General features: G+C 67.7%; 24 protein-coding genes and 1 pseudogene. 12 read left to right on the forward strand and 13 right to left on the reverse strand.

The features are described 5' to 3' along the window. The first annotated feature begins 248 nt into the window (after positions 1 to 248). Entirely contained in the window at positions 249 to 677 is a 429-nt protein-coding gene (locus tag C8N44_RS04070; RefSeq protein WP_158273997.1) for a hypothetical protein, read from the forward strand. Positions 678 to 1,130: 453 nt separating this feature from the next. On the opposite strand, the gene C8N44_RS23105 is transcribed toward C8N44_RS04070, so the two are convergent. Next, the gene (locus tag C8N44_RS23105; RefSeq protein WP_146178801.1) at positions 1,131 to 1,475 is read right to left on the reverse strand and encodes a hypothetical protein; all 345 of its coding nucleotides are present in this window, start codon (positions 1,473 to 1,475) and stop codon (positions 1,131 to 1,133) included. Between the two features lie 640 nt (positions 1,476 to 2,115). After that, a complete protein-coding gene (locus tag C8N44_RS04075; RefSeq protein WP_107974902.1) occupies positions 2,116 to 3,765 on the reverse strand; it encodes an electron transfer flavoprotein-ubiquinone oxidoreductase in 1,650 nt (549 codons plus the stop codon). Between the two features lie 468 nt (positions 3,766 to 4,233). On the opposite strand from C8N44_RS04075, the gene greA reads away from it, so the two are divergent. Then, positions 4,234 to 4,704 carry a transcription elongation factor GreA gene (greA, locus tag C8N44_RS04080; RefSeq protein WP_107974903.1) on the forward strand — a complete coding sequence of 157 codons (471 nt, stop codon included), beginning with the start codon at positions 4,234 to 4,236 and terminating at the stop codon, positions 4,702 to 4,704. A gap of 10 nt (positions 4,705 to 4,714) precedes the next feature. After that, complete coding sequence (locus C8N44_RS04085) at positions 4,715 to 5,722, forward strand: hypothetical protein (RefSeq protein ID WP_107974904.1); 1,008 nt, start codon at positions 4,715 to 4,717, stop codon at positions 5,720 to 5,722. Positions 5,723 to 5,726: 4 nt separating this feature from the next. Here C8N44_RS04085 and C8N44_RS04090 read toward each other — a convergent pair whose 3' ends face one another. Together C8N44_RS04090 and mobA are read right to left on the reverse strand one after the other, a co-directional pair. Next, positions 5,727 to 6,578, reverse strand: coding sequence for a hypothetical protein (locus tag C8N44_RS04090; RefSeq protein ID WP_107974905.1), 852 nt, complete (start codon positions 6,576 to 6,578; stop codon positions 5,727 to 5,729). Beyond that, on the reverse strand, positions 6,575 to 7,168 hold the full coding sequence (gene mobA, locus C8N44_RS04095; protein ID WP_107974906.1) for a molybdenum cofactor guanylyltransferase MobA: 594 nt from the start codon (positions 7,166 to 7,168) through the stop codon (positions 6,575 to 6,577). Before mobA ends, C8N44_RS04090 begins: the two co-directional genes overlap by 4 nt. 80 nt (positions 7,169 to 7,248) lie before the next feature. Here mobA and C8N44_RS04100 point away from each other — a divergent pair, with 80 nt between their 5' ends. Then, positions 7,249 to 7,950 carry an AzlC family ABC transporter permease gene (locus tag C8N44_RS04100; RefSeq protein ID WP_107975059.1) on the forward strand — a complete coding sequence of 234 codons (702 nt, stop codon included), beginning with the start codon at positions 7,249 to 7,251 and terminating at the stop codon, positions 7,948 to 7,950. After that, positions 7,947 to 8,276: an AzlD domain-containing protein gene (locus tag C8N44_RS04105; protein ID WP_107974907.1), complete on the forward strand. Its 330-nt coding sequence runs from the start codon at positions 7,947 to 7,949 to the stop codon at positions 8,274 to 8,276. The genes C8N44_RS04100 and C8N44_RS04105 overlap by 4 nt, the downstream gene beginning before the upstream one ends. Positions 8,277 to 8,341: 65 nt before the next feature. Here the strand turns inward: C8N44_RS04105 and C8N44_RS04110 are convergent, their stop codons facing one another. The 4 genes from C8N44_RS04110 to C8N44_RS04125 all read right to left on the reverse strand — a co-directional run bounded on the left by C8N44_RS04110 (position 8,342) and on the right by C8N44_RS04125 (position 11,975). Then, a complete protein-coding gene (locus C8N44_RS04110) occupies positions 8,342 to 8,941 on the reverse strand; it encodes a hypothetical protein (protein ID WP_107975060.1) in 600 nt (199 codons plus the stop codon). A gap of 44 nt (positions 8,942 to 8,985) precedes the next feature. Further along, on the reverse strand, positions 8,986 to 9,120 hold the full coding sequence (locus C8N44_RS04115) for an aa3-type cytochrome c oxidase subunit IV (RefSeq protein WP_107974908.1): 135 nt from the start codon (positions 9,118 to 9,120) through the stop codon (positions 8,986 to 8,988). Between the two features lie 114 nt (positions 9,121 to 9,234). Then, positions 9,235 to 10,275 carry an MBL fold metallo-hydrolase gene (locus tag C8N44_RS04120; protein ID WP_107974909.1) on the reverse strand — a complete coding sequence of 347 codons (1,041 nt, stop codon included), beginning with the start codon at positions 10,273 to 10,275 and terminating at the stop codon, positions 9,235 to 9,237. Next, the gene (locus C8N44_RS04125) at positions 10,275 to 11,975 is read right to left on the reverse strand and encodes an acyl-CoA dehydrogenase family protein (protein ID WP_107974910.1); all 1,701 of its coding nucleotides are present in this window, start codon (positions 11,973 to 11,975) and stop codon (positions 10,275 to 10,277) included. Before C8N44_RS04125 ends, C8N44_RS04120 begins: the two co-directional genes overlap by 1 nt. A 127-nt stretch (positions 11,976 to 12,102) precedes the next feature. Between C8N44_RS04125 and C8N44_RS04130 the strand changes: the two genes are divergently transcribed. Continuing rightward, positions 12,103 to 13,053: an L-threonylcarbamoyladenylate synthase gene (locus tag C8N44_RS04130; RefSeq protein WP_107974911.1), complete on the forward strand. Its 951-nt coding sequence runs from the start codon at positions 12,103 to 12,105 to the stop codon at positions 13,051 to 13,053. 102 nt (positions 13,054 to 13,155) lie between these two features. Here C8N44_RS04130 and C8N44_RS04135 read toward each other — a convergent pair whose 3' ends face one another. Together C8N44_RS04135 and C8N44_RS04140 are read right to left on the reverse strand one after the other, a co-directional pair. Next, positions 13,156 to 13,542: a VOC family protein gene (locus C8N44_RS04135; protein ID WP_107974912.1), complete on the reverse strand. Its 387-nt coding sequence runs from the start codon at positions 13,540 to 13,542 to the stop codon at positions 13,156 to 13,158. Further along, positions 13,539 to 14,249 (reverse strand): GntR family transcriptional regulator, encoded by a 711-nt coding sequence (locus C8N44_RS04140; RefSeq protein ID WP_107974913.1) that lies wholly within the window; start codon positions 14,247 to 14,249, stop codon positions 13,539 to 13,541. Before C8N44_RS04140 ends, C8N44_RS04135 begins: the two co-directional genes overlap by 4 nt. 117 nt (positions 14,250 to 14,366) lie before the next feature. On the opposite strand from C8N44_RS04140, the gene C8N44_RS04145 reads away from it, so the two are divergent. The 6 genes and pseudogenes from C8N44_RS04145 to C8N44_RS04165 all read left to right on the forward strand — a co-directional run bounded on the left by C8N44_RS04145 (position 14,367) and on the right by C8N44_RS04165 (position 20,052). Continuing rightward, the gene (locus C8N44_RS04145) at positions 14,367 to 15,452 is read left to right on the forward strand and encodes a polyamine ABC transporter substrate-binding protein (protein WP_107974914.1); all 1,086 of its coding nucleotides are present in this window, start codon (positions 14,367 to 14,369) and stop codon (positions 15,450 to 15,452) included. A gap of 66 nt (positions 15,453 to 15,518) precedes the next feature. Further along, positions 15,519 to 16,337, forward strand: a pseudogene (locus tag C8N44_RS24165) (ABC transporter ATP-binding protein); the annotation flags it as partial. A gap of 117 nt (positions 16,338 to 16,454) precedes the next feature. Beyond that, the gene (locus C8N44_RS24170; protein WP_373282686.1) at positions 16,455 to 16,934 is read left to right on the forward strand and encodes a TOBE domain-containing protein; all 480 of its coding nucleotides are present in this window, start codon (positions 16,455 to 16,457) and stop codon (positions 16,932 to 16,934) included. Between the two features lie 4 nt (positions 16,935 to 16,938). Next, positions 16,939 to 17,829, forward strand: a complete 891-nt coding sequence (locus C8N44_RS04155) for an ABC transporter permease subunit (protein WP_107974916.1) — start codon at positions 16,939 to 16,941, stop codon at positions 17,827 to 17,829. A 91-nt stretch (positions 17,830 to 17,920) separates the two neighbouring features. After that, a complete protein-coding gene (locus tag C8N44_RS04160) occupies positions 17,921 to 18,742 on the forward strand; it encodes an ABC transporter permease (RefSeq protein ID WP_107974917.1) in 822 nt (273 codons plus the stop codon). After that, a complete protein-coding gene (locus C8N44_RS04165; protein ID WP_107974918.1) occupies positions 18,739 to 20,052 on the forward strand; it encodes an NAD(P)/FAD-dependent oxidoreductase in 1,314 nt (437 codons plus the stop codon). Before C8N44_RS04160 ends, C8N44_RS04165 begins: the two co-directional genes overlap by 4 nt. On the opposite strand, the gene C8N44_RS04170 is transcribed toward C8N44_RS04165, so the two are convergent. The 3 genes from C8N44_RS04170 to C8N44_RS04180 are packed head-to-tail and all read right to left on the reverse strand — an operon-like array spanning position 20,049 to position 21,456. Next, positions 20,049 to 20,525, reverse strand: coding sequence for a hypothetical protein (locus tag C8N44_RS04170; RefSeq protein ID WP_107974919.1), 477 nt, complete (start codon positions 20,523 to 20,525; stop codon positions 20,049 to 20,051). The genes C8N44_RS04165 and C8N44_RS04170 overlap by 4 nt on opposite strands. After that, the gene (locus tag C8N44_RS04175; RefSeq protein ID WP_107974920.1) at positions 20,525 to 21,007 is read right to left on the reverse strand and encodes an RNA pyrophosphohydrolase; all 483 of its coding nucleotides are present in this window, start codon (positions 21,005 to 21,007) and stop codon (positions 20,525 to 20,527) included. Before C8N44_RS04175 ends, C8N44_RS04170 begins: the two co-directional genes overlap by 1 nt. Then, entirely contained in the window at positions 21,004 to 21,456 is a 453-nt protein-coding gene (locus C8N44_RS04180; RefSeq protein WP_107974921.1) for an SRPBCC family protein, read from the reverse strand. The genes C8N44_RS04175 and C8N44_RS04180 overlap by 4 nt, the downstream gene beginning before the upstream one ends. Positions 21,457 to 21,574 lie beyond the last annotated feature (118 nt).

Genomic DNA, 21,574 nt, shown 5'->3' on the forward strand with positions numbered 1-21,574 from the left:
CGGGTCGCACAACGGGTATGCAATGCCGCACAAGGGCCCTTTGGGGCGTTGACGGTCACGAATGCGCGCGGCTCGAAGGATCGTAGGGGCAAGCCCCCGGGGATGGCGTTGACACGGGCCCAAAACCACGGGACGCTGTCCCGCAGCCGGCTGCCCTGATCCGCGCGCCCCCCACAGGATCCGGCGATATCCAGCCACGCGAAACACGCGCGCCCCGCCCTGGGCGCTGGCCGGTTGGAGGGCACCGCTTGCAAAGACACGACCTAGAAATCCTTTTGCTTGGCATGGAGGCCGTGACAGTCCTCCGGATGGGGTTCGCCTGCCTCGTGGCGCTCTGCCTGCTGGCGATCTCGCGGAGCGGGAAGCCGTTTCCCTGGCGCTGGCTGTCGCTCGTGCTGGGGATCACGATGGTGCTGGCCTTTTGCATCCCATGGGCCATCACGACCTACACGGTCACGAGGCTCACCGACGCGGACACCCTTTTCTTCCTGCCGGCGGAGGAGGTAGGCCCCTCCTCCAAGGTGCTCTACGATGCCTATCACCGGTGGAATGACTACCACCTGATGATCATCACCGGATCGCTCCTGACCTTTCCCCTGACGCTGATCGTCATGGCCCAGGCCGCGGCGCTGATGATCCTCGGCCTCTACCGGACCGCCCGGCCGCGGGATGGGTGAGATCAGGGGCGGGAGAGCAAGTTGGCATTCTCGGAGCCGGCATCGCATGTCTTGCCGGAAGGCTCTGGCTTCCGTGGAGCCCGAATCCCTGATTGGCCGCGTTGCTGTCCTTTCGTATAGCAAGCGGCGAAGGTCTGGTTTGAGCCCAGCCCCAATGAATAGTGTGTAATGCGAATGTCGACTTTCAAAATAGCCGCCGGGGTCTCACATACTATGTGTTATGTGATGGAAGCGGGTTCAGGCAGTGCGGGTCTAGTCTTCGGCGCTAAACCCTACTTCTGACCAAAGCATAGTACGCGCCTCTTCCCACAGTTCATATTCCTCCCCGCTAATATAGTCGAGAGCGCGATAGAGGCGAGTAACTGCTTCTTGCTGTTCACCCGTGGCGAAAAGACACTTGGCCTCCTCCACCCAAGCTCGATTTCTTTTCCTAATCAAATTATTGAATGTTTTTTATGCGGATATCAATTCATTCAAAAGAGATCGATTTCTGGCGACAATCTCCCTATCGTCTCGACCAGCGTCATAATACGGTTCATTGCCACGCCTAATCAGATTCGAGACGTGATTTGCAGCTTCATAAAATTCGACCATTTCCGGAAGCGCAGCTTCGCATTTCCCATCGCCTACAAGCACCATATAAGCGTCTTCCATCTTTTCAAGGTCTGCAAGCGTCGTAACGGTCTCCCCTTCCTCGAATAATTCGTAACGCGAGCGATCAGTATCGCCTAATTCTTGGGCCACGGCAGCATTGGCGCTGATAAGTAGAAATAATGCTGCTAGCAGGCGTTTCTTCATACGATTTTTCTCTCAATTTTCGCAGATATGGGAAGTGAGCGTAGCAATCTTCAAAAACCCTCAAAACCTGACACCTGGAGACTGAAAGCTTCGCATTGCTTGCTATCACTAAGCTGGCAAACCTATGCTAAACTACCACGTTTCCAATGCAAGCTTTCTGCGTCGCCACTCTCGGCCAAAGGAAATGGGTTCCATTCGTCATCTTTTCTGAAATACACACTTCAGATCCAGTAAATCGAGCAATGAACCGTAGAAGTTTAAGGCGGAAAGTCCGCTGTGCTGCCGCTCAGGCCACCTGCAGCGAAGGTCCGGTCCGAGCACCATCGGATTGTTGCTCGTGCGACCGAAGCCGGGCCAGCACCGGACCGTGGTTTGGCGCAGCTACGCTTGATGTAGGCGCTTTATTTCGGCCAAGTCCGGATGACCTTTGAACGATGCTCTGCAATTGCCAAAGCGCCAGACCGCCCGGACGGTCCGGCGCTGGCCCGGCGGGGCTGACGCCCCTTGTTCCGGGCCTGTCGGGGCATGGCTCGGAGGGTAGCAAAGTCCCCCTAACCGCCATTACGCCCCTCGCAGCAAAAAGGCCGCTTTCGCGGCCTTTCCAACTGCATTGACCGAACCGAGGCCGGACGGCACGCCCTCACATGTTCGGATAATTCGGGCCGTCGCCGCCCTGCGGGACCGTCCAGTTGATGTTCTGGGCCGGGTCCTTGATGTCGCAGGTTTTGCAGTGGACGCAGTTCTGGAAGTTGATGACGAACTTGGCCTCTTCGCCCTCTTCCTGCACGAATTCGTAGACGCCCGCCGGGCAGTAGCGCTGCGAGGGACCCGCGTATTCGGCGAGGTCCACCTTCACCGGCACCTCGGGGTCCTTGAGCCTGAGGTGCGGCGGCTGGCTTTCCTCGTGGTTGGTGAAGGAGTAGCTGACGTTGGTCAGGCGGTCGAAGCTGAGCTTGCCGTCGGGCTTGGGGTAGTCGATCGGCTTGAAATCGGCGGCCTTGCCGGTGGCTTCGGCGTCGCTCTTGCCGTGCCCCATGGTGCCCAGCAGCGAGAAGCCCCAGGTGTTGGTCCACATGTCCATGCCGCCAAGGCCGAGCGAGGCCGCGAGGCCGTACTTGGACCAGAGCGGCTTGAGGTTGCGGACCTTCTTGAGGTCGGCGCCGATGTCGCCCTCGCGCACCTCGGTCTCGTAGGCGTCCAGCTCGTCACCCGCGCGGCCGGCCTTGAGCGCCTCGACCGCGGCGTCGGCGGCGGCGATGCCCGAGAGCATGGCGTTGTGGTTGCCCTTGATGCGCGGCACGTTGACCATGCCGACCGAGCAGCCCAGCAGGGCGACGCCAGGCGCGACCATCTTGGGCATGGACTGGTAGCCACCCTCGGAAATGGCGCGCGCGCCGTAGGCGATGCGCTTGCCGCCTTCCAGCAGCTCGGCCACCACCGGGTGGTGCTTGAAGCGCTGGAATTCCATGTAAGGGTAAAGGTGCGGGTTGCGGTAGTTCAAGTGGACGACGAAGCCCACGTAGACCTGGTTGTTGTCCAGGTGGTAGATGAAGCTGCCGCCGCCGGCATTCTTGCCCAGGGGCCAGCCCATGGTGTGGGTGACCGTGCCCTCGCGGTGCTTGTCGGGATCGATCTCCCAGATTTCCTTCATGCCGAGGCCGAACTTCTGCGGCTCTTTCCCCTCGGAAAGGTTGTACTTGGCCAAGACTTCCTTCGAGAGCGACCCGCGCACGCCTTCGCCGAGGAAGACGTACTTGCCGTGCAGCTCCATGCCCGGCTCGTAGCCGTCGCCGGGGGTGCCGTCGGGGTTGCGACCGAATTCACCCGCGACCACGCCCTTCACCTCGCCGTTCTCGCCGTAGACGAGCTCGGAGCAGGACATGCCGGGGAAGATCTCGACGCCCAGCGCCTCGGCCTGTTCGGCCAGCCAGCGGCAGACGTTGCCCATCGAGACGATATAGTTGCCGTGGTTGTTCATCAGCGGCGGCATCGGCCAGTTGGGCACGCGCAGGCGGCCGCCCTCGCCGAGGATGAGGAAGTTGTCCTCGCGCACGGGGACGTTCAGGGGCGCGCCCTTTTCCTTCCAGTCGGGGATCAGCCGGTCCATGCCCACCGGGTCGAGCACGGCGCCCGACAGGATGTGCGCGCCGACCTCGGAGCCCTTTTCGAGCAGGACGACCTCGAGATCCGGGTCGTTCTGCTTCAGGCGGATCGCCGCCGAGAGCCCAGCCGGCCCTCCGCCCACGATCACCACGTCGTATTCCATTGCCTCGCGCTCGATGTCGCTCATGGCGACGGCCCTCCCCGATCTGTTCTCGTCTCCGCCGCATTGACGTAGCGCGGCTTTGTTCCAACGGTCAATTGCGACACCACGTTGCAAGTTTCCAGTGCAGGGCCCCCACCCGGACCTGGAGGGCGGGCGTTCTGCCTAGCACTTGGGCGTTCCGGCGACCGCTGCAGGACAGAGTGGCAAGCGGGATGCCGCCCCGAAGATCTTGAATTGACAGGATTTGTCCGCTGTCGCCTTGTGCGGGGGAAGCGACGGGCTGTCCGACGGACCCGTTTCGACCGCGGTGTTGCCGTTAACCGGCTTCGCAACGCCCGGCAGCCGCCCCGCGCGGCGATCAGGTGGCGCGTACCGGCCGGTTGCCGGCGCCCCTTCCCTTGCAATCGCGTCTGTGATTGTATCTCTAGTCTCAGAAGAAGACGCAACAGGGACGGCCCCGACGGGCCGTCCCGTTTGCAATGGGAAGTCGTGATGGAAAAGATCCCGATGACGCGCGCGGGCTACAACGCGCTGGAAAAGGAACTCAAGACGCTCAAGTCCGAAGAGCGTCCCGCGATCATCCGTGCCATCGCCGAGGCGCGCGAGCACGGGGACCTGTCGGAGAACGCCGAGTACCATTCCGCCCGCGAGAAGCAGAGCTTTATCGAGGGCCGCATCAAGGAGATCGAGGGTCTTCTGGGCATGGCCGACGTGATCGACCCGACCAAGCTTTCGGGCTCGGTCAAGTTCGGCGCGACCGTGACCGTGGTCGACGAGGACACCGACGACGAGAAGACCTGGCAGATCGTGGGCGAGCAGGAGGCCAACATCGAGAAGGGCCTGCTGAACGTGAAATCCCCGATCGCGCGGGCGCTCATCGGCAAGGACGAGGGCGACAGCGTCGAGGTGCGTACGCCCGGCGGCGACAAGGCCTACGAGATCCTGAAGATCGAGTACAAATAGGACACCGCGAATGGCCGAACGTGCCGAGCCCGCCGACACCGCCCCGCGCAACGATCCGCCGGGCCTGTCCAACCGGCAGGGCGAGGGGATCGGGCTGACCGGTCCCGACATCGCCGCCATTGCGGCGAGCGTCGTGTGGCTGGTCGTCTGCGTGATCTTCCTGACCGCGGGCGGCGAAGGAGCGGGGTCCGGCCTTGTGACAACGGCCGCGGTCATCCTGCCGATCATGACGATCTGGGCGGTGGCCATCGTGGCGCGCGCGGCGCGGGTGATCCAGGATGAAAGCCGCCGCTTGCAGATCACCGTCGACGGGCTGCGCAAGGCCTATCTCTCGCAGGCGCAGGCGGGCCGTGCGGACAATCCGCAGAACGCGATCATGCGCAAGCTGACCGAGATCTCGGCCTCGCAAAAGACCTTCGAGGCGACGCTGGCGATGGTCGGCTCGGCCCGGATGGCGGAGGGCGCCGCGCAGGCGGGCGCCCCCGAGGCGGGGCCCGAGGACCAGCCGCCGCTGTCGCTCGGCACGCCTGCCGAGGCGATGCAGCCGCCGCTGGCCAACGAAGACTACATCTCGGCCCTGAACTTCCCCGAGACGGCCGAGGACGAGGCGGGCTTTGCCGCGCTGCGCCGGGCGCTTCGGGACCACCAGACCGCGCAGCTGATCCGGGCCAGCCAGGACATCCTGACGCTGATGAGCCAGGAAGGCATCTACATGGACGACCTGCAGCCCGACATGGCGCGGGCCGAGACCTGGCGCGCCTTTGCCGAGGGCGCCCGCGGGCGCGAGATCGCGGCGCTTGGCGGAGTGCAGGACCGTGCGACGCTGGCCCTGACGGCGGGACGGATGAAGCAGGACCCGATCTTCCGCGATGCCGCGCACCACTTCCTGCGCCGTTTCGACCAGAGCTTTGCCGCCTTCTCGCAGCGCGCCAGCGACGCCGAGGTGCAGGCCTTTGCCGACACACGCACGGCGCGCGCCTTCATGATCCTCGGCCGGGTAGCGGGCACCTTCGACTGAGCGGCTAGAGCGCGTCGCGTAGCAGCTCCGCCCGCCCGGCGCCGAGGATCCAGCCCTCGACGGGATCGCCCTCGCGCAGCAGGTCGTCCAGCACCTCCGGCGCTAGCCGCGACAGCGCCTGCGCTAGCACGCGCACCTGCGCGCGGTCCTTGATCTCGCTCCGCCCGCGGTGCGCTTCTATGGTGTCCGCGATGAGCGAGGGGAAAAGCTCCACCAGAACGATCTGCGCATCCGGCGCCTCGAAGGGGGCGACGGCGAGGCTGCGGCCGAAGTAGCGGCGCAGCGCCTGAAGCCGGGGCACGCCCAGCAGCGCCTGCGATCCGACCGATCCGGTGGTGTAGAGCTTCCAGCAGGGCTGGGCGCCGGGGAGCATCTGTTCCACCCCGCGCTTTTCGGGCAACCCGTGGTCATGGCGCAAAGTGCCCTTCGCGGGCAGCACCGCGTCGTCGATCCCCGCCGGGCAGCCCCAGAAGGGGCCGACGCCCGGAAACTTCGCGTTGATCGCGCGCGCCACGTCGAAGCGATTGTTGGCGTTGCCCTCGTCGTCCTCGACCATGGGGGCAAGCCAGTCCCAGAAGACCAGCGGATCGTCGAACCCCGTCAGGGCCTTCGCAAAGCCGCGCGGCCAGGCGAAGGGAAAGTCGAACCCCGCCACCACGCGGCGGCCAGCGGCAACCTCGGCCTCGAACAGGTCGGCGAGCCAGGCCGTCGCCGCGTGGCGGGTGCGGTGGTAGGAGCAGGCAAGCCCGCCGCCCGAGACCACCGCGATCCAGATGGAATCCTTGGTGGGCCGCGCGGGCGAGGGCAGCGCGCGGGCCGACCAGTCGACGACGACGAAGGTGTCGAAGGGTTTCATGCCAGAATCTCCTCTGCCTGTGCCAGGTCCTCGGGGGTGTTGATGTTCAGGAAGGGGTCGAAAGCCCCGACCGGGAAGCGGGCGCGTGCCGCGCCGTGGTCCTCGGCCCAGCGGCCGACCTTGTGCTCTCCGCGGTCGAGCGCCTGGCGCAGCGCGCCGCGCAGGCTGACCGGCCATAGGCCGAAGGCCGGGTGCAGGCGCGTGGTTTCGGCCAACGCGAGGCGCGGGTCGCGCCCCTCGGAGGCGAGGAGGAGGCGCGGCACGAGGTCTTCGGGGAAGAAGGGCGTGTCGACGGCGACGCTGACGACGTGGTCGGCCCCCTGCCCCGCCGCCCAGTCGAGCGCGGCCAGCACACCCGCGAGCGGCCCGGCGAAACCCCCGACCGGATCTGAGAGCACCGGCAGCGCCGTGCCGAAGCGCGCGGCGTCGCCCGAGGCCGACAGCGCCATGTCCGCCACCTGCGGCCCCAGCCGTTCCTCGGCCCGGTCGAGCAAAGTTCGCCCGCCAAGCCGCAGCAGCGCCTTGTCGGCATCGCCCATGCGCCGCCCCTGCCCTCCGGCAAGGATCACGCCGAGGGGGGCGGCCCTCATGGGGTGCCCCCGGTTTGCATCTCCCCGCGGGCGGGGCTAGGGCAATGGGCAATCAGTTCTTCCAGCATCGGGATCAGGCAATGGCGGCGGACGGCGCGATGTCAAGTTACCGGCGGGGTATCCGTGACGGTCTGCCCTTCATCGTGATGGTGGGGCCCTTCGGCCTGCTCTTCGGGGTGGTGGCGACCGAGGCGGGCCTCAGCGTCTTCGAATCGCTCACCTTCTCGATCGTGGTGATCGCCGGGGCCTCGCAGTTCACGGCACTCCAGCTCATGCAGGACAACGCGCCGACGCTGGTGGTGCTGGGCTCGGCGCTGGCGGTGAACCTGCGCATGGCGATGTATTCGGCCTCGATCACGCCGCACCTGGGCGCGCTGCCCTTCTGGAAGCGGGCGGTGACCGCCTATTTCATGGTCGACCAGACCTACGCGGGCTCGATCCTCGAATACGAGCGGCGCACCGGCATGAGCGTGGGCGAGAAATTCGCCTATTTCATGGGCATGGCCACGCCGATCTGCCCCGCGTGGTACATTCTCACGCTGGTGGGCGCCTTGGTGGGCGGCGCGATCCCCGAGGGCATCGGGCTCGACTTCGCGCTGCCGCTGGCCTTCATCGCGATGGTGGCGCCGGCGCTGCGGACGCCCAACCACGTGGTGGCGATGGTGACCGCGGTGGTGGCCTCGTTGCTGTTTGCCTGGCTGCCCTACAACCTCGGGCTCATCGTGGCGGGGCTTGCCGGGATGATGGCCGGGGCCGAGATGGAACGGAGGCGCGGCGCATGATCGAGGACAAGGTCGAGCTCTGGGTGGTGATCTTCGGGCTGGGGCTGGGCAGCTTCGGGCTGCGGTTTCTGTTCCTGGGGCTGGTGGGCGACCGGACGCTGCCGGGCTGGCTGATGCGCCACCTGCGCTACACGCCGGTGGCGATCCTGCCGGCGCTGGTGGCGCCGCTGGTGCTGTGGCCGACATCCACCGATGGCGAGGTCGATCCCGGCCGGATCCTCGCCGCCTTCGTGGCGCTGGCGGTGGGCTATGTCAGCAAGAACGTGATCGCGGCGATCCTGTCGGGCGCGGCGGCCTTTGCCGTACTGGCCTGGATCGGGCTCTGAGAGGGTAGTCGGACGAGCGGGAGGGACTCGCGCTCGCCCGGCGGGCCTGAGGTCCCTGGTCCGGCCTAGCCGTCGACCTGCGCCTCGAACTCGGCCTCGGCGAGGCCCTTGTCGTCGGAATCGTTCTCGCGCAGCACCCGTTCGGTCACGCCGTCGAGGCGCCCGAACTGCTTGGCGAGATTGTTGGGGAATAGCGTGCGGCGGACGCCTTCGAAGCCGGGAAGCTGCGCCAGGATAGCGGAGGTGGCCGTGGTGCAGGCCGCCGAGGGCACGGTGCCGTTGGCCTGGACCAGCCGCAGCGCCTGTTCGGCGACCTCGGGCGGGACTTCCTTGCGCTGGATGCGCACGTGGTATGTCTCGCGCGCGTGGGCCCGTTCGTACCAGCCCTCGATCTGCGGAGTGATGCCGTAGAGCACGTCGCCGATCTCGGGCATGATGCTGAGCTCGACCGACCCTGCGGGATCGAAGATCACCCGCTGCGAGGCATTGATCATCATCGAGGTATGCGCCCCGGCTCCGGTCCGGTTGCTGATCATGGTGTAGAGCGTGATGGCGGGCGGGCCGTCATGCACGTAGGCCGCAGCGGCGGCTTCCTGCGGGGTGGCGTCCTTGGTGGACTGGAGCGCGGCGCCGCAGCCGGCCAGCAGCAGGACGGCACAAAGCATGGCAAGGCGCGGAAGCGCCCTGCCCCGGGTCGTGAAGGTCAAGTTCAGACCCGGAAGATGGCGAGGAAGAGGACGACCAGGAGGATGACGATGCAGGTGCGGATCGTCATCTTGACGAAGCCCTCGAAGGTCTTCTCCTGCTCGGTGATGTCCATGCTGCCGTGCTTGTGTTCCGCCATGGTCCTGCCCTTGCAATTCGCGTGTCGGCGTATCGGTTAGCGCATCGCGCGCCACCTGTCACGGCGGCAATGCGGCGCAAGTGCCGGAAAGATGCGCGTGATCTACACTTGTCGTCAGATCGCGCGAAAGGCCCAGGCGCCGTCGGCACGCAGCGCGCGCGTGGCCCGGCCCGCGTGCCAGAGATGCAGGCAGTGGGCCATGGCCTCGACCAGTGCCAGACCGTACTGGCTGCCGCGGATTTCGCGTCCGAAAAGGGGCATGAAGCAGTCGCCCGCCGCCTGCGGCGTGGCCAGGTGTGCCACCAGCCGGTCGAGCGCGCTGTGATGGTTTTCCTCAAGCTGCCGCAGCCGGGCGGGCAGGCCGGTGAAGGGCATCTTGTGGCCGGGAAGGACGAAGTGATCCTCGCGGGCGTGGCGCCCCAGCCGGTCGCAGGCCTCGATCCAGCCGGCGAGGGGATCGCCCTCGGGCTCGGTCGCGTAGACGCCGATGTTGGGGCTGATCGACGGCAGGAGCTGGTCGCCGCCGATGACAAGCGAATCGTCCCGGCTCCAGAAGGTGGCGTGTTCGGGTGCGTGGCCGTTGCCCATGCGCACATCCCAGCGCCGCCCGCCGATGTCGATGACATCACCCTCGGCCACGCGGGTGAAACCGGCCTCGATCGGCGCGGTGCAGTCCGCGAAGTTGAAGGGGCGCTCGTCCTGCCGCTGCGCCAGCACACCGGCGTCCATGCCACAGAGCCGCCAGAAATCGAGCTGCGCCTGCGTCGGGCGGTCCTGCACGTCGAGCTGCAGCATCCGGGTGAAGAGATAGGCGGTGCGCGTCGTCACCAGTTCGGCGTCCAGCGCGGACTGGAACCAGCCGGCGAGCCCGACGTGATCGGGGTGGTGATGGGTCACGATGAGGCGCGAGACGGGCCGGCCTTGCAGCGGGCCGGATATCAGCTGCTGCCAGGCCTCGCGGGTGGTCGCGGAATCGAAGCCGGTGTCCACCACGGTCCAGCTTTGGCCCTCGTCGAGGGCGTAGACGTTCACGTGGTCGAGCTTCATCGGCAGCGGAAGCCGCATCCAGAGCACACCATCGGCCACCTCGACCGCCTCGCCCGGTGCCGGGGGCTCGGCGTGGGGGTAGCGGATCGGGGAGGTGGCGCCGTCCATCACGCCGCGAGATCCTCGGCCGTGATGGCCGAGACGGCGTCGCCGCCCTCGCGCGCCTCGGCCAGCGCGCTGGCGTGTTCGGGCAGCAGGCGGGTCATGTAGACCGCGGCGAGCCGGGCCGGCGCGCCCTCGGGGTCAGCCATGGCGGCGCGCAGGTGGGCCTGGCCGCCGAGCACGCGGGCAAAGCCGTGCAGGTAGGCGCTGGCGCCGGGCAGACGCGCGCCCATGTCCTGCGCCACCATCCATTCAGTCGCCTCGCGCAGGGTCTCGGTCGCCTGCCAGAGCGGTTCGGCGAGGTCGGGATGCGTGGCGCGGGCAGATTCGGCATCGGCCTGCATCTCGTCGATGAGGCGGAAGGCGGCCTCGCCCCCGTCCATGAGCTTGCGGCCCGCGAGGTCGATGGCCTGGATGCCGTTGGTGCCCTCGTAGATCGCGGTGACCCGCACATCGCGGAAGAACTGCGCGGCGCCGGTTTCCTCGACGAAGCCCATGCCGCCGTGGACCTGGATGCCGGTGTCGGCCACGCGCATGCCCGTTTCGGTGCCGAAGGACTTGGCGATGGGCGTGAGGAAAGCCGCCCGCGCGGCCCAGTCCTCGTGGCCGGTGGCGTGCTGCATGTCGATGGCCACGGCACAAGCCATGGCGATGGAGCGCGCGGCGAAGACCTCGGCCTTCATCTGGGCGAGCATCCGCTTCACGTCGGGATGGCCGAAGATGGTGCCGGTGGGTGACTTGCCCTGCACGCGGTCCTGCGCGAAGGCGAGCGCATGCTGCAGCGCGCCCTCGGCCGCGCCGATGCCCTGCCCGCCGACCCCGAGCCGCGCGTTGTTCATCATCGTAAACATGGCCTTCATACCACCATGTTCGGTGCCGATGAGCCAGCCTGTCGCGCCCTCGTAGCTCATCACGCAGGTGGGCGAGCCGTGCTGACCCATCTTTTCCTCGAGACTGACCACGCGAAGTTCGTTCGCGCGGCCCGGCGTGCCATCCGATTCGGGAATGTACTTGGGCACGATGAAGAGGCTGATGCCCTTGGTGCCCGGCGCGGCGTCAGGAAGGCGCGCGAGCACGAGGTGGCAGACGTTCTCGGAGAAATCGTTGTCGCCCCAAGAGATGTAGATCTTCTGGCCGGTGATGGCGTAGCTGCCGTCGCCGTTGGGTTCGGCCTTGGTGGTGAGCGCCCCCACGTCGGAGCCGGCCTGCGGCTCGGTCAGGTTCATGGTGCCGGTCCATTCGCCGCTGGTGAGCCTGGGCAGGTAGAGTGCCTTGATCTCGTCGCTGGCGTGGTTTTCCAGCGCCTCGATCTGGCCTTGGCTCATCAGGGGGGCGAGCTGCAGCGAGAGGCAGGCGGCGCTCATCATCTCGTTCACGGCGGTGGCGAGCGTCATCGGAAGGCCCATGCCGCCGTATTCGGGATCGGCGGGCAGCGAGACCCAGCCGCCCTCGGCAATAGCGCGGTAGCCCTCGGCGTAGCCCGTGGGGGTGCGCAGGATGCCGCCCTCGAGCTTGGCGCCCTCGGTGTCGCCGACACGCTGAAGCGGGGCGAGCACTTCCTCGCAGAGCCGGCCGGCCTCGGTCAGGATGGCCGAGACGGTGTCGGGCGTGGCCTCGGAAAAGCGCTGGGTCGCGGCGACCTTGTGGAAGCCGACCACGTGGTCGAGGATCAGGCGGTAGCAATCGATGGGAGCGGTATAAGGCATTTGGGTCTCACGATTGTCTCGGACTTGGCAAATGTGCCGGGCTTCGGTACCAAGAAGCCCGCCCCGGTGTCCGATCAAGCTATGTCGGCGGGGCCCACCCTCCAACCAGAACGCGGCGTCAAAGCACATGACCCAGACCGAGACTTCGAGCCTGGCCCCCGATGCGGAGGGGCTGGCGCGGGCGGCAGAGATCCTGCGCGGCGGGGGGCTTGTCGCCTTTCCCACGGAGACCGTCTACGGGCTGGGCGCCGATGCCTGCAACGACCGCGCGGTGGCGGCGATCTACGAGGCGAAGGGCCGGCCGAGCTTCAACCCGCTGATCGCGCATTTCCCCTCGGCCGAGGCGGCGCAGGCCTACGTGCAGTGGTCGGACGCCGCCGACATGGTGGCCGCGGCCTTCTGGCCGGGGCCGCTGACGCTGGTGCTGCCGCTGCGCGCGGGCTGCGGCATCTCGCGGCTGGTGACGGCGGGGCTGGAGACGCTGGCGGTGCGGGTGCCCGCGGCGCCGCTGGCGCGGGACCTGCTGGAGCGGGTCGGCGGGCCGGTGGCGGCGCCTTCGGCGAACCGGTCGGGGCAGATCAGCCCGACGCGGCCCGAGCATGTGCTGGCGGGCCTCTCGGGGCGCATCGACGCCGTGGTGAATGCCGGGCGCTGCGACGTGGGGCTCGAATCGACGATCCTGGGGCTTGCGGGCCGTCCAACGCTGATGCGCCCGGGCGGCATCCCGCGCGAGGCGCTGGAGAAGGCGCTGGGCCGCCGCGTGGCCGAACGGCGCGAGGCCGAGGCCATCGCCGCGCCGGGGCAGATGGCCTCGCACTACGCGCCGCGGGCGGGGATGCGCCTCAACGCCGCCGAATGGCAGCCGGGCGAGACGCGGCTGGGCTTCGGCAAGGTGGACTGCGATCTGAACCTGTCGCGGGCGGGCGATCTGACCGAGGCGGCGGCCAATCTCTTCGAGTACCTGCACCGGCTGGACGCGGAGGGGGCGGAGGTCATCGCCGTCTCGCCCGTGCCGCACGTGGGGCTGGGCGTGGCGATCAATGACCGGCTGAGCCGCGCCGCCGCGCCGCGGGACTGAGCGCGCCTGCCCCGTCGGGGCGCCGGTGGCTGTCGGTGTGCCCGTGGGGCTCTGCCCCACACCCCGGAATATTTATGCCAAGAAGAAGGCCGGGGCGCGGGATCACCCCCAGGCGGCGTTCTGCAGCACGACGCGGTAGCCGTCGGGATCCTCGAAGGTGCGGCCCTGCCGGTCCCAGTAGGGGTTGAAGGCAGGGACGGGCGGGTAGCCCGCCTGCTCCATCCGGGTGACGGCGGTCTGCCAGTCATCAGGGTCGGGCAGGTAGAGCACGGCGAGATTGTCCTGCGTCGGCGCCCGGCCCGCCGAATGGCCCCGGCAGCGGGTGAACTCGAAATGCCAGGGCGCATCGGGATGGCCGAGGATGATTCCGTCGAAGCCTGCGTGATCGTCGAAGCGCCCCAGAAGTCGCAGGCCGAGCCCGTCGCGGTAGAAGGGCAGCAGCGCGTCGAGGTCGTCGCTGGGCCGGGCGATGCGCAGGACGGGAGTCACCGAGCCGCCCCGCCCGCCAGGGCCCCGGCGATCAGCTGCATCCCCTGCGTCACGTCGGCCTCCATGGCGGCGGCGGCGGCGCGAGCGTCGCCTGTCTCGAGCGCGGCGAGCAGGTCCTTGTGCAGGTCGGGCAGGTTGCCGGTGCCCATCTGCCCGCAGCCCACGCGCAGAGATGGTCCGAAGCGCAGCCAGAGCCCCTCGACCAGGGCGGTAAGGATGGGCGCTTCTGCGAGATCGTTCAGCGCCGCGTGGAAGGCGTGGTTTTCCTTGAGGTAGAGGCGGATGTCCCCCTGCGCGATGGCTGTGTCCAGCCGGGCGTCGATGCGGCGCAGACCGGCCACGTCGCCCCCGGTCACCCGCCCGGCGGCCCGCGCCGCGAGACGCGGCTCGAGCGCCTGTCGCGCCTCGGTCAGTTCCGCCACCGCGCCGGCATCGAGCACCGGCACCTGGATGCGGCGGTTGCCGAGCGATTCGAGCGCGCCCTCGGCAGTAAGCCGGCGCAGCGCCTCGCGCACCGGCGTCATGCCGACGCCGAGCCGGGCCACCAGACCCTGTATCGTCACCGGCTCGCCCGGCGCGAGCTCGCCGAAAAGGACAAGATCCCGCAGGTCGCGGTAGACCACCTCGTGCGCGGGAAGCCCCGCCCGTCCTGCCTGTGCCGACAAACTCACCCTTTGCCTCCGAATTGAGCCATTGGCCCTCTGCATCGCCTTGCACCGCGCGAGGGCCCGTGGAAACATCGCCAAAGTTGCCCGGCAAGGCAATGTTTGATCAAATCCGGGCGAGGGGCGCGAAAAGACCCCCGACACCCATGGGAGTATGAGATGACCAAGACACTTTCGGCATTTGCCGCGACCCTTGCGCTGACGGCCACCGCCGCGGCCGCACAGGAGGTCCGGGTCTACAACTGGTCCGACTACATCGACGAGGACCTGCTGACGCAGTTCGAGGAAGAGACCGGCATCGAGCTGATCTACGACGTCTTCGACAGCAACGAGCTTCTCGAGACCAAGATGCTGGCGGGAGGATCGGGCTACGACGTGGTGGTGCCCACCGGCACCTTCCTGCAGCGCCAGATCCAGGCGGGCGCCTTCCAGAAGCTCGACAAGTCGAAGCTGCCCAACCTCGACAACATGTGGGACGTGATCCAGGAGCGGACCGAGACCTACGATCCGGGCAACGAGTACTCGATCAACTACATGTGGGGCACCACCGGCATCGGCGCGAACGTGGGCGCGGTGCAGGAAGCGCTGGGCGAGGACGCGCCGCTGGGCAGCCTCGACCTGATCTTCGATCCCGAGAACATGGAAAAGCTGGCCGAGTGCGGCGTGATGTTCCTCGACGCGCCGACCGAGATGATCCCCGCCGCGCTGACCTACCTGGGCGAGGACCCCGACCAGAAGGACGAGGAAGCGCTCGACCGCGCCGCCGAAGTGCTGACCGCGGTGCGCCCCTACGTACAGAAGTTCCATTCCAGCGAATACATCAACGCGCTGGCCAACGGCGAGATCTGCGTGGCCTTCGGCTGGTCGGGTGACGTGCTGCAGGCGCGCGACCGCGCGGCCGATGCCGACAACGGCGTCGAGATCGTCTACAACGCGCCGTCCGAGGGCGCGCTGATGTGGTTCGACCAGATGGCGATTCCCGAGGACGCGCCGAACCCCGACGCGGCGCATGAATTCCTGAACTTCATCATGGATGCCGAGAACATGGCGCAGGCGTCGAACTACGTCTACTATGCCAACGGCAACGAGGCCTCGCAGGAATACCTCAACGAGGACATCATCGACGACCCGGCGATCTACCCCGACGAGGCGACGCTGGAGAACCTCTACACGGTGACGCCCTTCCCGCCGCGCGAGCAGCGCAACCTGACGCGGACCTGGACCCGCATCAAGTCGGGCACCTGACCTTCCCGGACCCCGGCCCGCGCGACGACGCTTCGCGCGGGCCTTCCTTTTGCCTGACGAGTGCCCATGGCCCAGCCCTCTCCCAAGCCCAAACCCTCTCCCGAGACCGCGGTCTTCGAGCCCTGGAACGATCCCGAGGCCAAGCCGCTGATCGAGTTCCGGAACGTGACCAAGCGGTTCGGCGAGTTCACCGCCATCGACGACCTGTCGCTCAGGATCTACGAGCGCGAGTTCTTTGCCCTGCTGGGGCCCTCGGGCTGCGGCAAGACCACGATGATGCGCATGCTGGCGGGCTTCGAGGCGCCGACCGAGGGGCATATCCTGCTTGGCGGGCAGGCGATCGACACCGTGCCGCCGAACAAGCGGGCGGTGAACATGATGTTCCAGAGCTACGCGCTGTTCCCGCACCTGACGGTCTTCGACAACATCGCCTTCGGCCTGCGCCGCGAGAGCCGCGACGACGAGAAGATCGAGGCGCGCGTGGAGGAGATGCTGCGGCTGACGCGGCTGAGCAAGTTCGCCAGCCGCAAGCCGCACCAGATTTCCGGCGGGCAGCGGCAGCGGGTGGCGCTGGCGCGCTCGCTCGCGAAGGCGCCGAAGCTGCTGCTTCTGGACGAACCGCTGGGGGCGCTGGACAAGAAGCTGCGCGAAGAGACGCAGTTCGAGCTCATGGACATCCAGGAAAAGACCGGCACCACCTTCGTGATCGTGACCCACGACCAGGAAGAGGCCATGACGGTCGCAAGCCGCGTGGCGGTGATGGACGAGGGGCGCATCGTGCAGGTGGCGACGCCCGAGGTGATCTACGAGGCACCGAACTCGGTCTATGTGGCCGATTTCATCGGCGACGTGAACCTGATCCGCGGCACGGCGAAGGCGCGCGGCGAGGGAACGGCGCCCGCCGCCAACGAGGCCCCGCAGGAGGAAGCCCCAGGCACCACCGCGCCGCCGGCATCGGCGCCTGCGCCCGCGACCGGCCGGCACGATCCGCAACCCAACGCCATGGGCCGCTGGCTGCACGACCGGCTGCTCTCGCCTGTGATCGGCCCGCGCCGGGATCAGCCCAAGGCGCTGCCCGCGCCCGAGGCCGCGGCAGAGCTTCCGCCACCGGCGCCCGCGCCGGAAAGCGCCACGGACATTCCCGAAGGCGGCATCGAGATCCACTGGTCCGAAGGTGCCGCTCCCATCGTGGCGAGCAGCGGCGACCCGGCACTCGACGGGCAGCAGGTGGTGCTGTCGCTGCGCCCCGAGAAGGTCAGCATCGCCAAGGAGAAGCCGCAGGCGCACAACGCCCTGCCCGGCCGCGTCATCGACATCGCCTACCTCGGCAACATCTCCACCTACCACGTGGAGCTGCCCGACGGCACGATGATCAAGGCTCAGATGGCCAACACCCGCCGCATCGCGCGGCGCGACATCACCTGGGAAGACGAGGTCTGGGTGTCTTTCACCGCCACCGCCGGCGTCGTCCTGACGGAGTGAGCCCATGCGCCGCCTGATCATCGTCGCCGTGCCCTATCTCTGGTTGCTGGCGCTCTTCCTGATCCCCTTCCTGATCGTGCTGAAGATCTCGCTCAGCGACATCGCGCTGGCGCGGCCGCCTTACATGCCGCAGCTCGACCTCTCGGGCGGCTGGCAGGCCATTCGAGACTTCGTCAGTCAGCTCGACTTCGAGAACTTCGTCTTCCTGACCACCGACGATCTTTACTGGAAGGCCTACCTCAGCTCGCTGCGGATCGCGGCGGTGGCCACTTTCATCACGCTTCTGGTGGGCTATCCCATCGCCTACGCCATGGCCCGCGCCACCCCCGAATGGCGCCCCACCCTGCTGATGCTGGTGATCCTGCCCTTCTGGACCAGCTTCCTGATCCGCGTCTATTCGTGGATGGGGATCCTCGGCAACGAGGGCGTGCTGAACCAGGTCCTGCTCTGGGCGGGCCTCATCACCGAGCCGCTGCAGATCCTCAACACCACGACCGCGGTCTACATCGGCATCGTCTATACCTACCTGCCCTTCATGATCCTGCCGATCTACTCGACGCTGGAGCGCATGGACGAAAGCCTGCTCGAGGCGGCCGAGGACCTGGGCTGCTCGCGGCTCTCGGCCTTCTGGCTGGTAACCTTCCCGCTCTCTCGCAACGGCATCGTGGCGGGCTGCTTCCTCGTCTTCATCCCCGCCATCGGCGAGTTCGTGATCCCCTCGCTGCTGGGCGGTTCGCAGACGCTGATGATCGGCAAGGTCCTGTGGGAGGAGTTCTTCAACAACCGCGACTGGCCCGTGGCCAGCGCCGTGGCCGTGGTGCTGCTGCTCATCCTCATCATCCCGATCGTGCTTTTCCAGCGCACCGAGGAAAAGGCGCGGGAGGCCGAAAGATGACCCGAACCGCGCTTCTTCTCGCTGAAAATACCTCGGGGGAGTCCCGCAGGGACGGGGGCAGAGCCCCCAACCACGCCGGAGGCAAGGCGACATGAGACGGTTTTCCTGGTTCAACGCCACCTCGCTGACGCTCGGCTTTGCCTTCCTCTACCTGCCGATGATCATCCTGGTGATCTACAGCTTCAACCGAAGCCAGCTTGTCACCGTCTGGGCGGGTTTCTCGACCCGCTGGTACGGCGAGCTGCTGACCAACCAGGAGTTCCTCGACGCGGCTTGGGTCACGCTCAAGGTGGCGGTCTTCTCCTCCACGCTCGCCACGGTGCTGGGCACCATGGCGGCCTATGCCATCGTGCGCATGGGCCGCTTTCCGGGCCGGACGCTGTTTTCGGGCATGATCTATGCCCCGCTCGTCATGCCCGAGGTCATCACCGGCCTGTCGCTGCTGCTGCTCTTCATCGGCATCGGGCTCGACCGCGGCGTGCTGACCATCGTGCTGGCGCATACCACCTTTTCGATGTGCTACGTCTCGGTGGTGGTGTCGTCGCGGCTGGCGAACTTCGACCGCGCGCTGGAGGAAGCGGCGCTGGATCTGGGCTGTTCGCCCTTCGATGCCTTTCGCCTCGTGACCCTGCCGATCATCGCGCCCGCGGTGATCTCGGGCTGGCTGCTGGCCTTCACGCTCTCGCTCGACGATCTCGTCATCGCGAGCTTCACCACCGGCCCCTCGGCCACGACGCTGCCGATCAAGATCTTCTCGTCGATCCGGCTGGGCGTCAGCCCCGAGATCAACGCCCTGTCTACGGTGCTGATCGGGATCGTGACGGTTGGGGTCATCACGGCCTCGCTGATCTCGAAACGTGCCGCGGTGCAAGCCGAGCGGGAAACCCGGGCCGGGGAACGCACCACCGGATGAAACGACTCTACGAGGCGGGCGCCTACGGCCCGCAAGGCGATTGCTGGTGGGCCGAGGGCGCCGCACCGCTTGAATGGCCGGCCATCGACGGCGACACGCATTGCGACGTGGCGGTGATCGGTGGCGGTTTCACGGGGCTGTCGACCGCGTTGCACCTCGCCGAAGGCGGCGCGGATGTCCTTGTGGTCGAAGCCGGGCACCCGGGCTATGGCGCCTCGGGGCGCAACGGCGGGTTCTGCTGTCTCGGCGGGGCCAAGGCGCCCGATGCGCTGCTGAAGCGCCGCTTCGGTGAGGCGGGCCTTGCCGAGTGGCAGGCGACCGAGAAAGCCGCCATCGCCACCGCCGAGGGGCTGATCGAGACCCATGGCATGGAGGTGCAGCGCCATTCGCGGGGCGAGACCCAGCTGGCCCACAACGCGAAAGCCTGGCGCGGCATGCAGGGCGGCATCGGCGACGTGGAACGGGCCTATGGCGTGACGCCCGAGCTGACCGCGCCCGACGCGCTGCGGCAGGCGGGGCTGGGCGGTCCGTGGCACGGCGCCATGACCATCCCGCTGGGCTTTGCGCTGAACCCGCGCGCCTACCACGCGGGCCTTGGTCGTGCGGCGGCGGGTGCAGGCGCGCGGCTCGCCTCGGACAGCCCCGTGACGGGCCTTGGCCCCGACGGCGCGCGCTGGCGGCTGACCACGCCACGCGGCACGGTGAGCGCCGACCAGGTGGTGATTGCCACCAACGGCTATTCCTCCGAGGATCTGCCCGACTGGCTGCGCGCCCGCACCCTGCCCGTTCTGTCGAGCGTCATCGTCACGCGCCCCCTGACGCAGGCCGAGCAGGCGGCGCAGGGGTGGACCAGCGGGCAGATGAGCTTCGACACGCGGCAGCTGCTGCATTACTTCCGGCTAATGCCTGACGGGCGGTTCCTGTTCGGGATGCGCGGCGGGCTGCGGGCCACGGCTTCGGCCGACCGCGCCATCGCCAAGCGCATCCGGCGGAATTTCCACGCGCTGTTCCCAGCGTGGAAGGATGTGGAGATCACGCACAGCTGGTCCGGTCTGGTCTGCCTGCTCGCAGGGCTTACGCCCTTTGCGGGCGCGGTGCCGGGGCATCCGGGGCTATTCGCAGCCATGGGGTACCACGGAAACGGCGTGGCCATGGCGACGCATGCGGGGCGGCTGCTGGCCGATCACATGACGCGCGGCGGCGAGATCCCCGCCGCCATGCGCACGCCCCCGGCGCGCTTTCCGCTGGGGCGGCACCGGCGGGTGCTGCTGCGCCCCGCCTATGTCGGGGCCGAGCTTTTCGACCTCTAGCGTTCCGCGCAGGGACCGCCCTGCATGCAGGTCTGCACCGCGTCGAGCGCCTCGGGCGCAGGATTAGGGTGCAGATTGCCGGGACAGGGGCTGGCGAGCGCGACGTACCCGTCCCCCTCCTTCAGCAGGAAGGCGAGGTAGCGGGTGTCGCTGGCAGGGCTGGCGCACCAGGGGCCCGCGCAGGTGGCGCGCAGGGTGATGTCGCGGTCGAAGGGAATGGTAAAGCCCTCCTTCGAGAGGCCCTGCCCCTCGATCCGTGCGGGGATCTCGACCGCGTCTCGGGGCGCCTGGGCGCCAAGGTCGGTCTTGGGCAGCAGGTCCTCGTCGAAGCGCATCTCGCCGTCGACGACGATCCAGCTCCGGTCGTCCGCGGCGGCGCGCCGGAAATCGGCCTGCGGGTCGGCCTGCATGCAGCTGAGCGCGACGGCAGGTCCGGCGGCGGTGAGGGCCAGGATGAAGGCAAGCGCGCGCATCACAAGTGCCCCCGGAAGGCCGCGATGACCTGCTCGTAGACGGGGCGCTTGAAGGGCACGATCTGGCCCAGCACCTCGTCCGCGGGCAGCCAGCACCATTTCGAGAACTCGGGGTGGTCGGTGTCGATGCGCACCTGGTCGTCGCGGCCGTGGAAGCGCAGCAGGAACCACTTCTGCTCCTGCCCCTTGAACTTGCCCTTCCAGATCTTTGGCACGATGTCGTGCGGCAGGTCGTAGGAGAGCCAACCCTCGGTTTCTGCCTCGACGGTGACGAGGTCGGGGGTGACGCCGATTTCCTCTTCCAGCTCGCGCAGCGCGGCGTCCCTGGGGGTTTCGCCTTCGTCGATGCCGCCCTGGGGCATCTGCCAGGCGGGGACCTCGCTGTCGATGCGCTGGCCGACGAAGGCCTCGCCTGCCTCATTGACAAGCATGACGCCGACGTTGCGGCGATAGGGAAGCTTGGCGATGTCTTCGGGGGTCATGTCGGGCCTTCTTGCCGGGAGTCACGCAGTAGCCGCTGTCGGGCGGGGTGTCTCGACTTGTAGAGGTGCCGCGCCCAGAGCGCAAAGAGCGGTGTGAGCGCGCCCGCGTCGATGGCGATTGTCTCGTGCACCCGGCAGCCGCCTGTGGTGGGCCAGACCTGCAGCCAGTGTTCCCAGTGGCGCACGCCGGCGCCACTTTCAAGCGAGTGGAAGCGGCGGGCGCGGTCGTCGCACTCGAGCACCTCCATGGCGTAGGGCTGCGGCGGGAGGCGCCCGAAGAGAGAGACCGTTACCTCGATCCTCTGGCCCGCGCGGATGCGGCCCGAGGGCAGGCCCTGCATCACGATGCGCGGCCGGTTGACCTCGGCCATAGCATCGAGATCGGTGACCAGCGCCCAGAGCCGGGCGGCATCGGCGTTGTAGTCGTGACTGAGGCGGATCTTCCGCATGCGGCTTTGCCCTGGGGGATACGTCTCGATCAACCGTTTCGCGGCGACGGCATTCCCCGACGTCGCCGAAGGGAAAACCGTGCCCTGCGCGGGGACCCGGACGGAAAACGGGCGGGGT

Origin of the sequence: Allosediminivita pacifica (assembly GCF_003054175.1) — a bacterium.
Classification (GTDB): Bacteria; Pseudomonadota; Alphaproteobacteria; order Rhodobacterales; family Rhodobacteraceae; genus Allosediminivita; species Allosediminivita pacifica.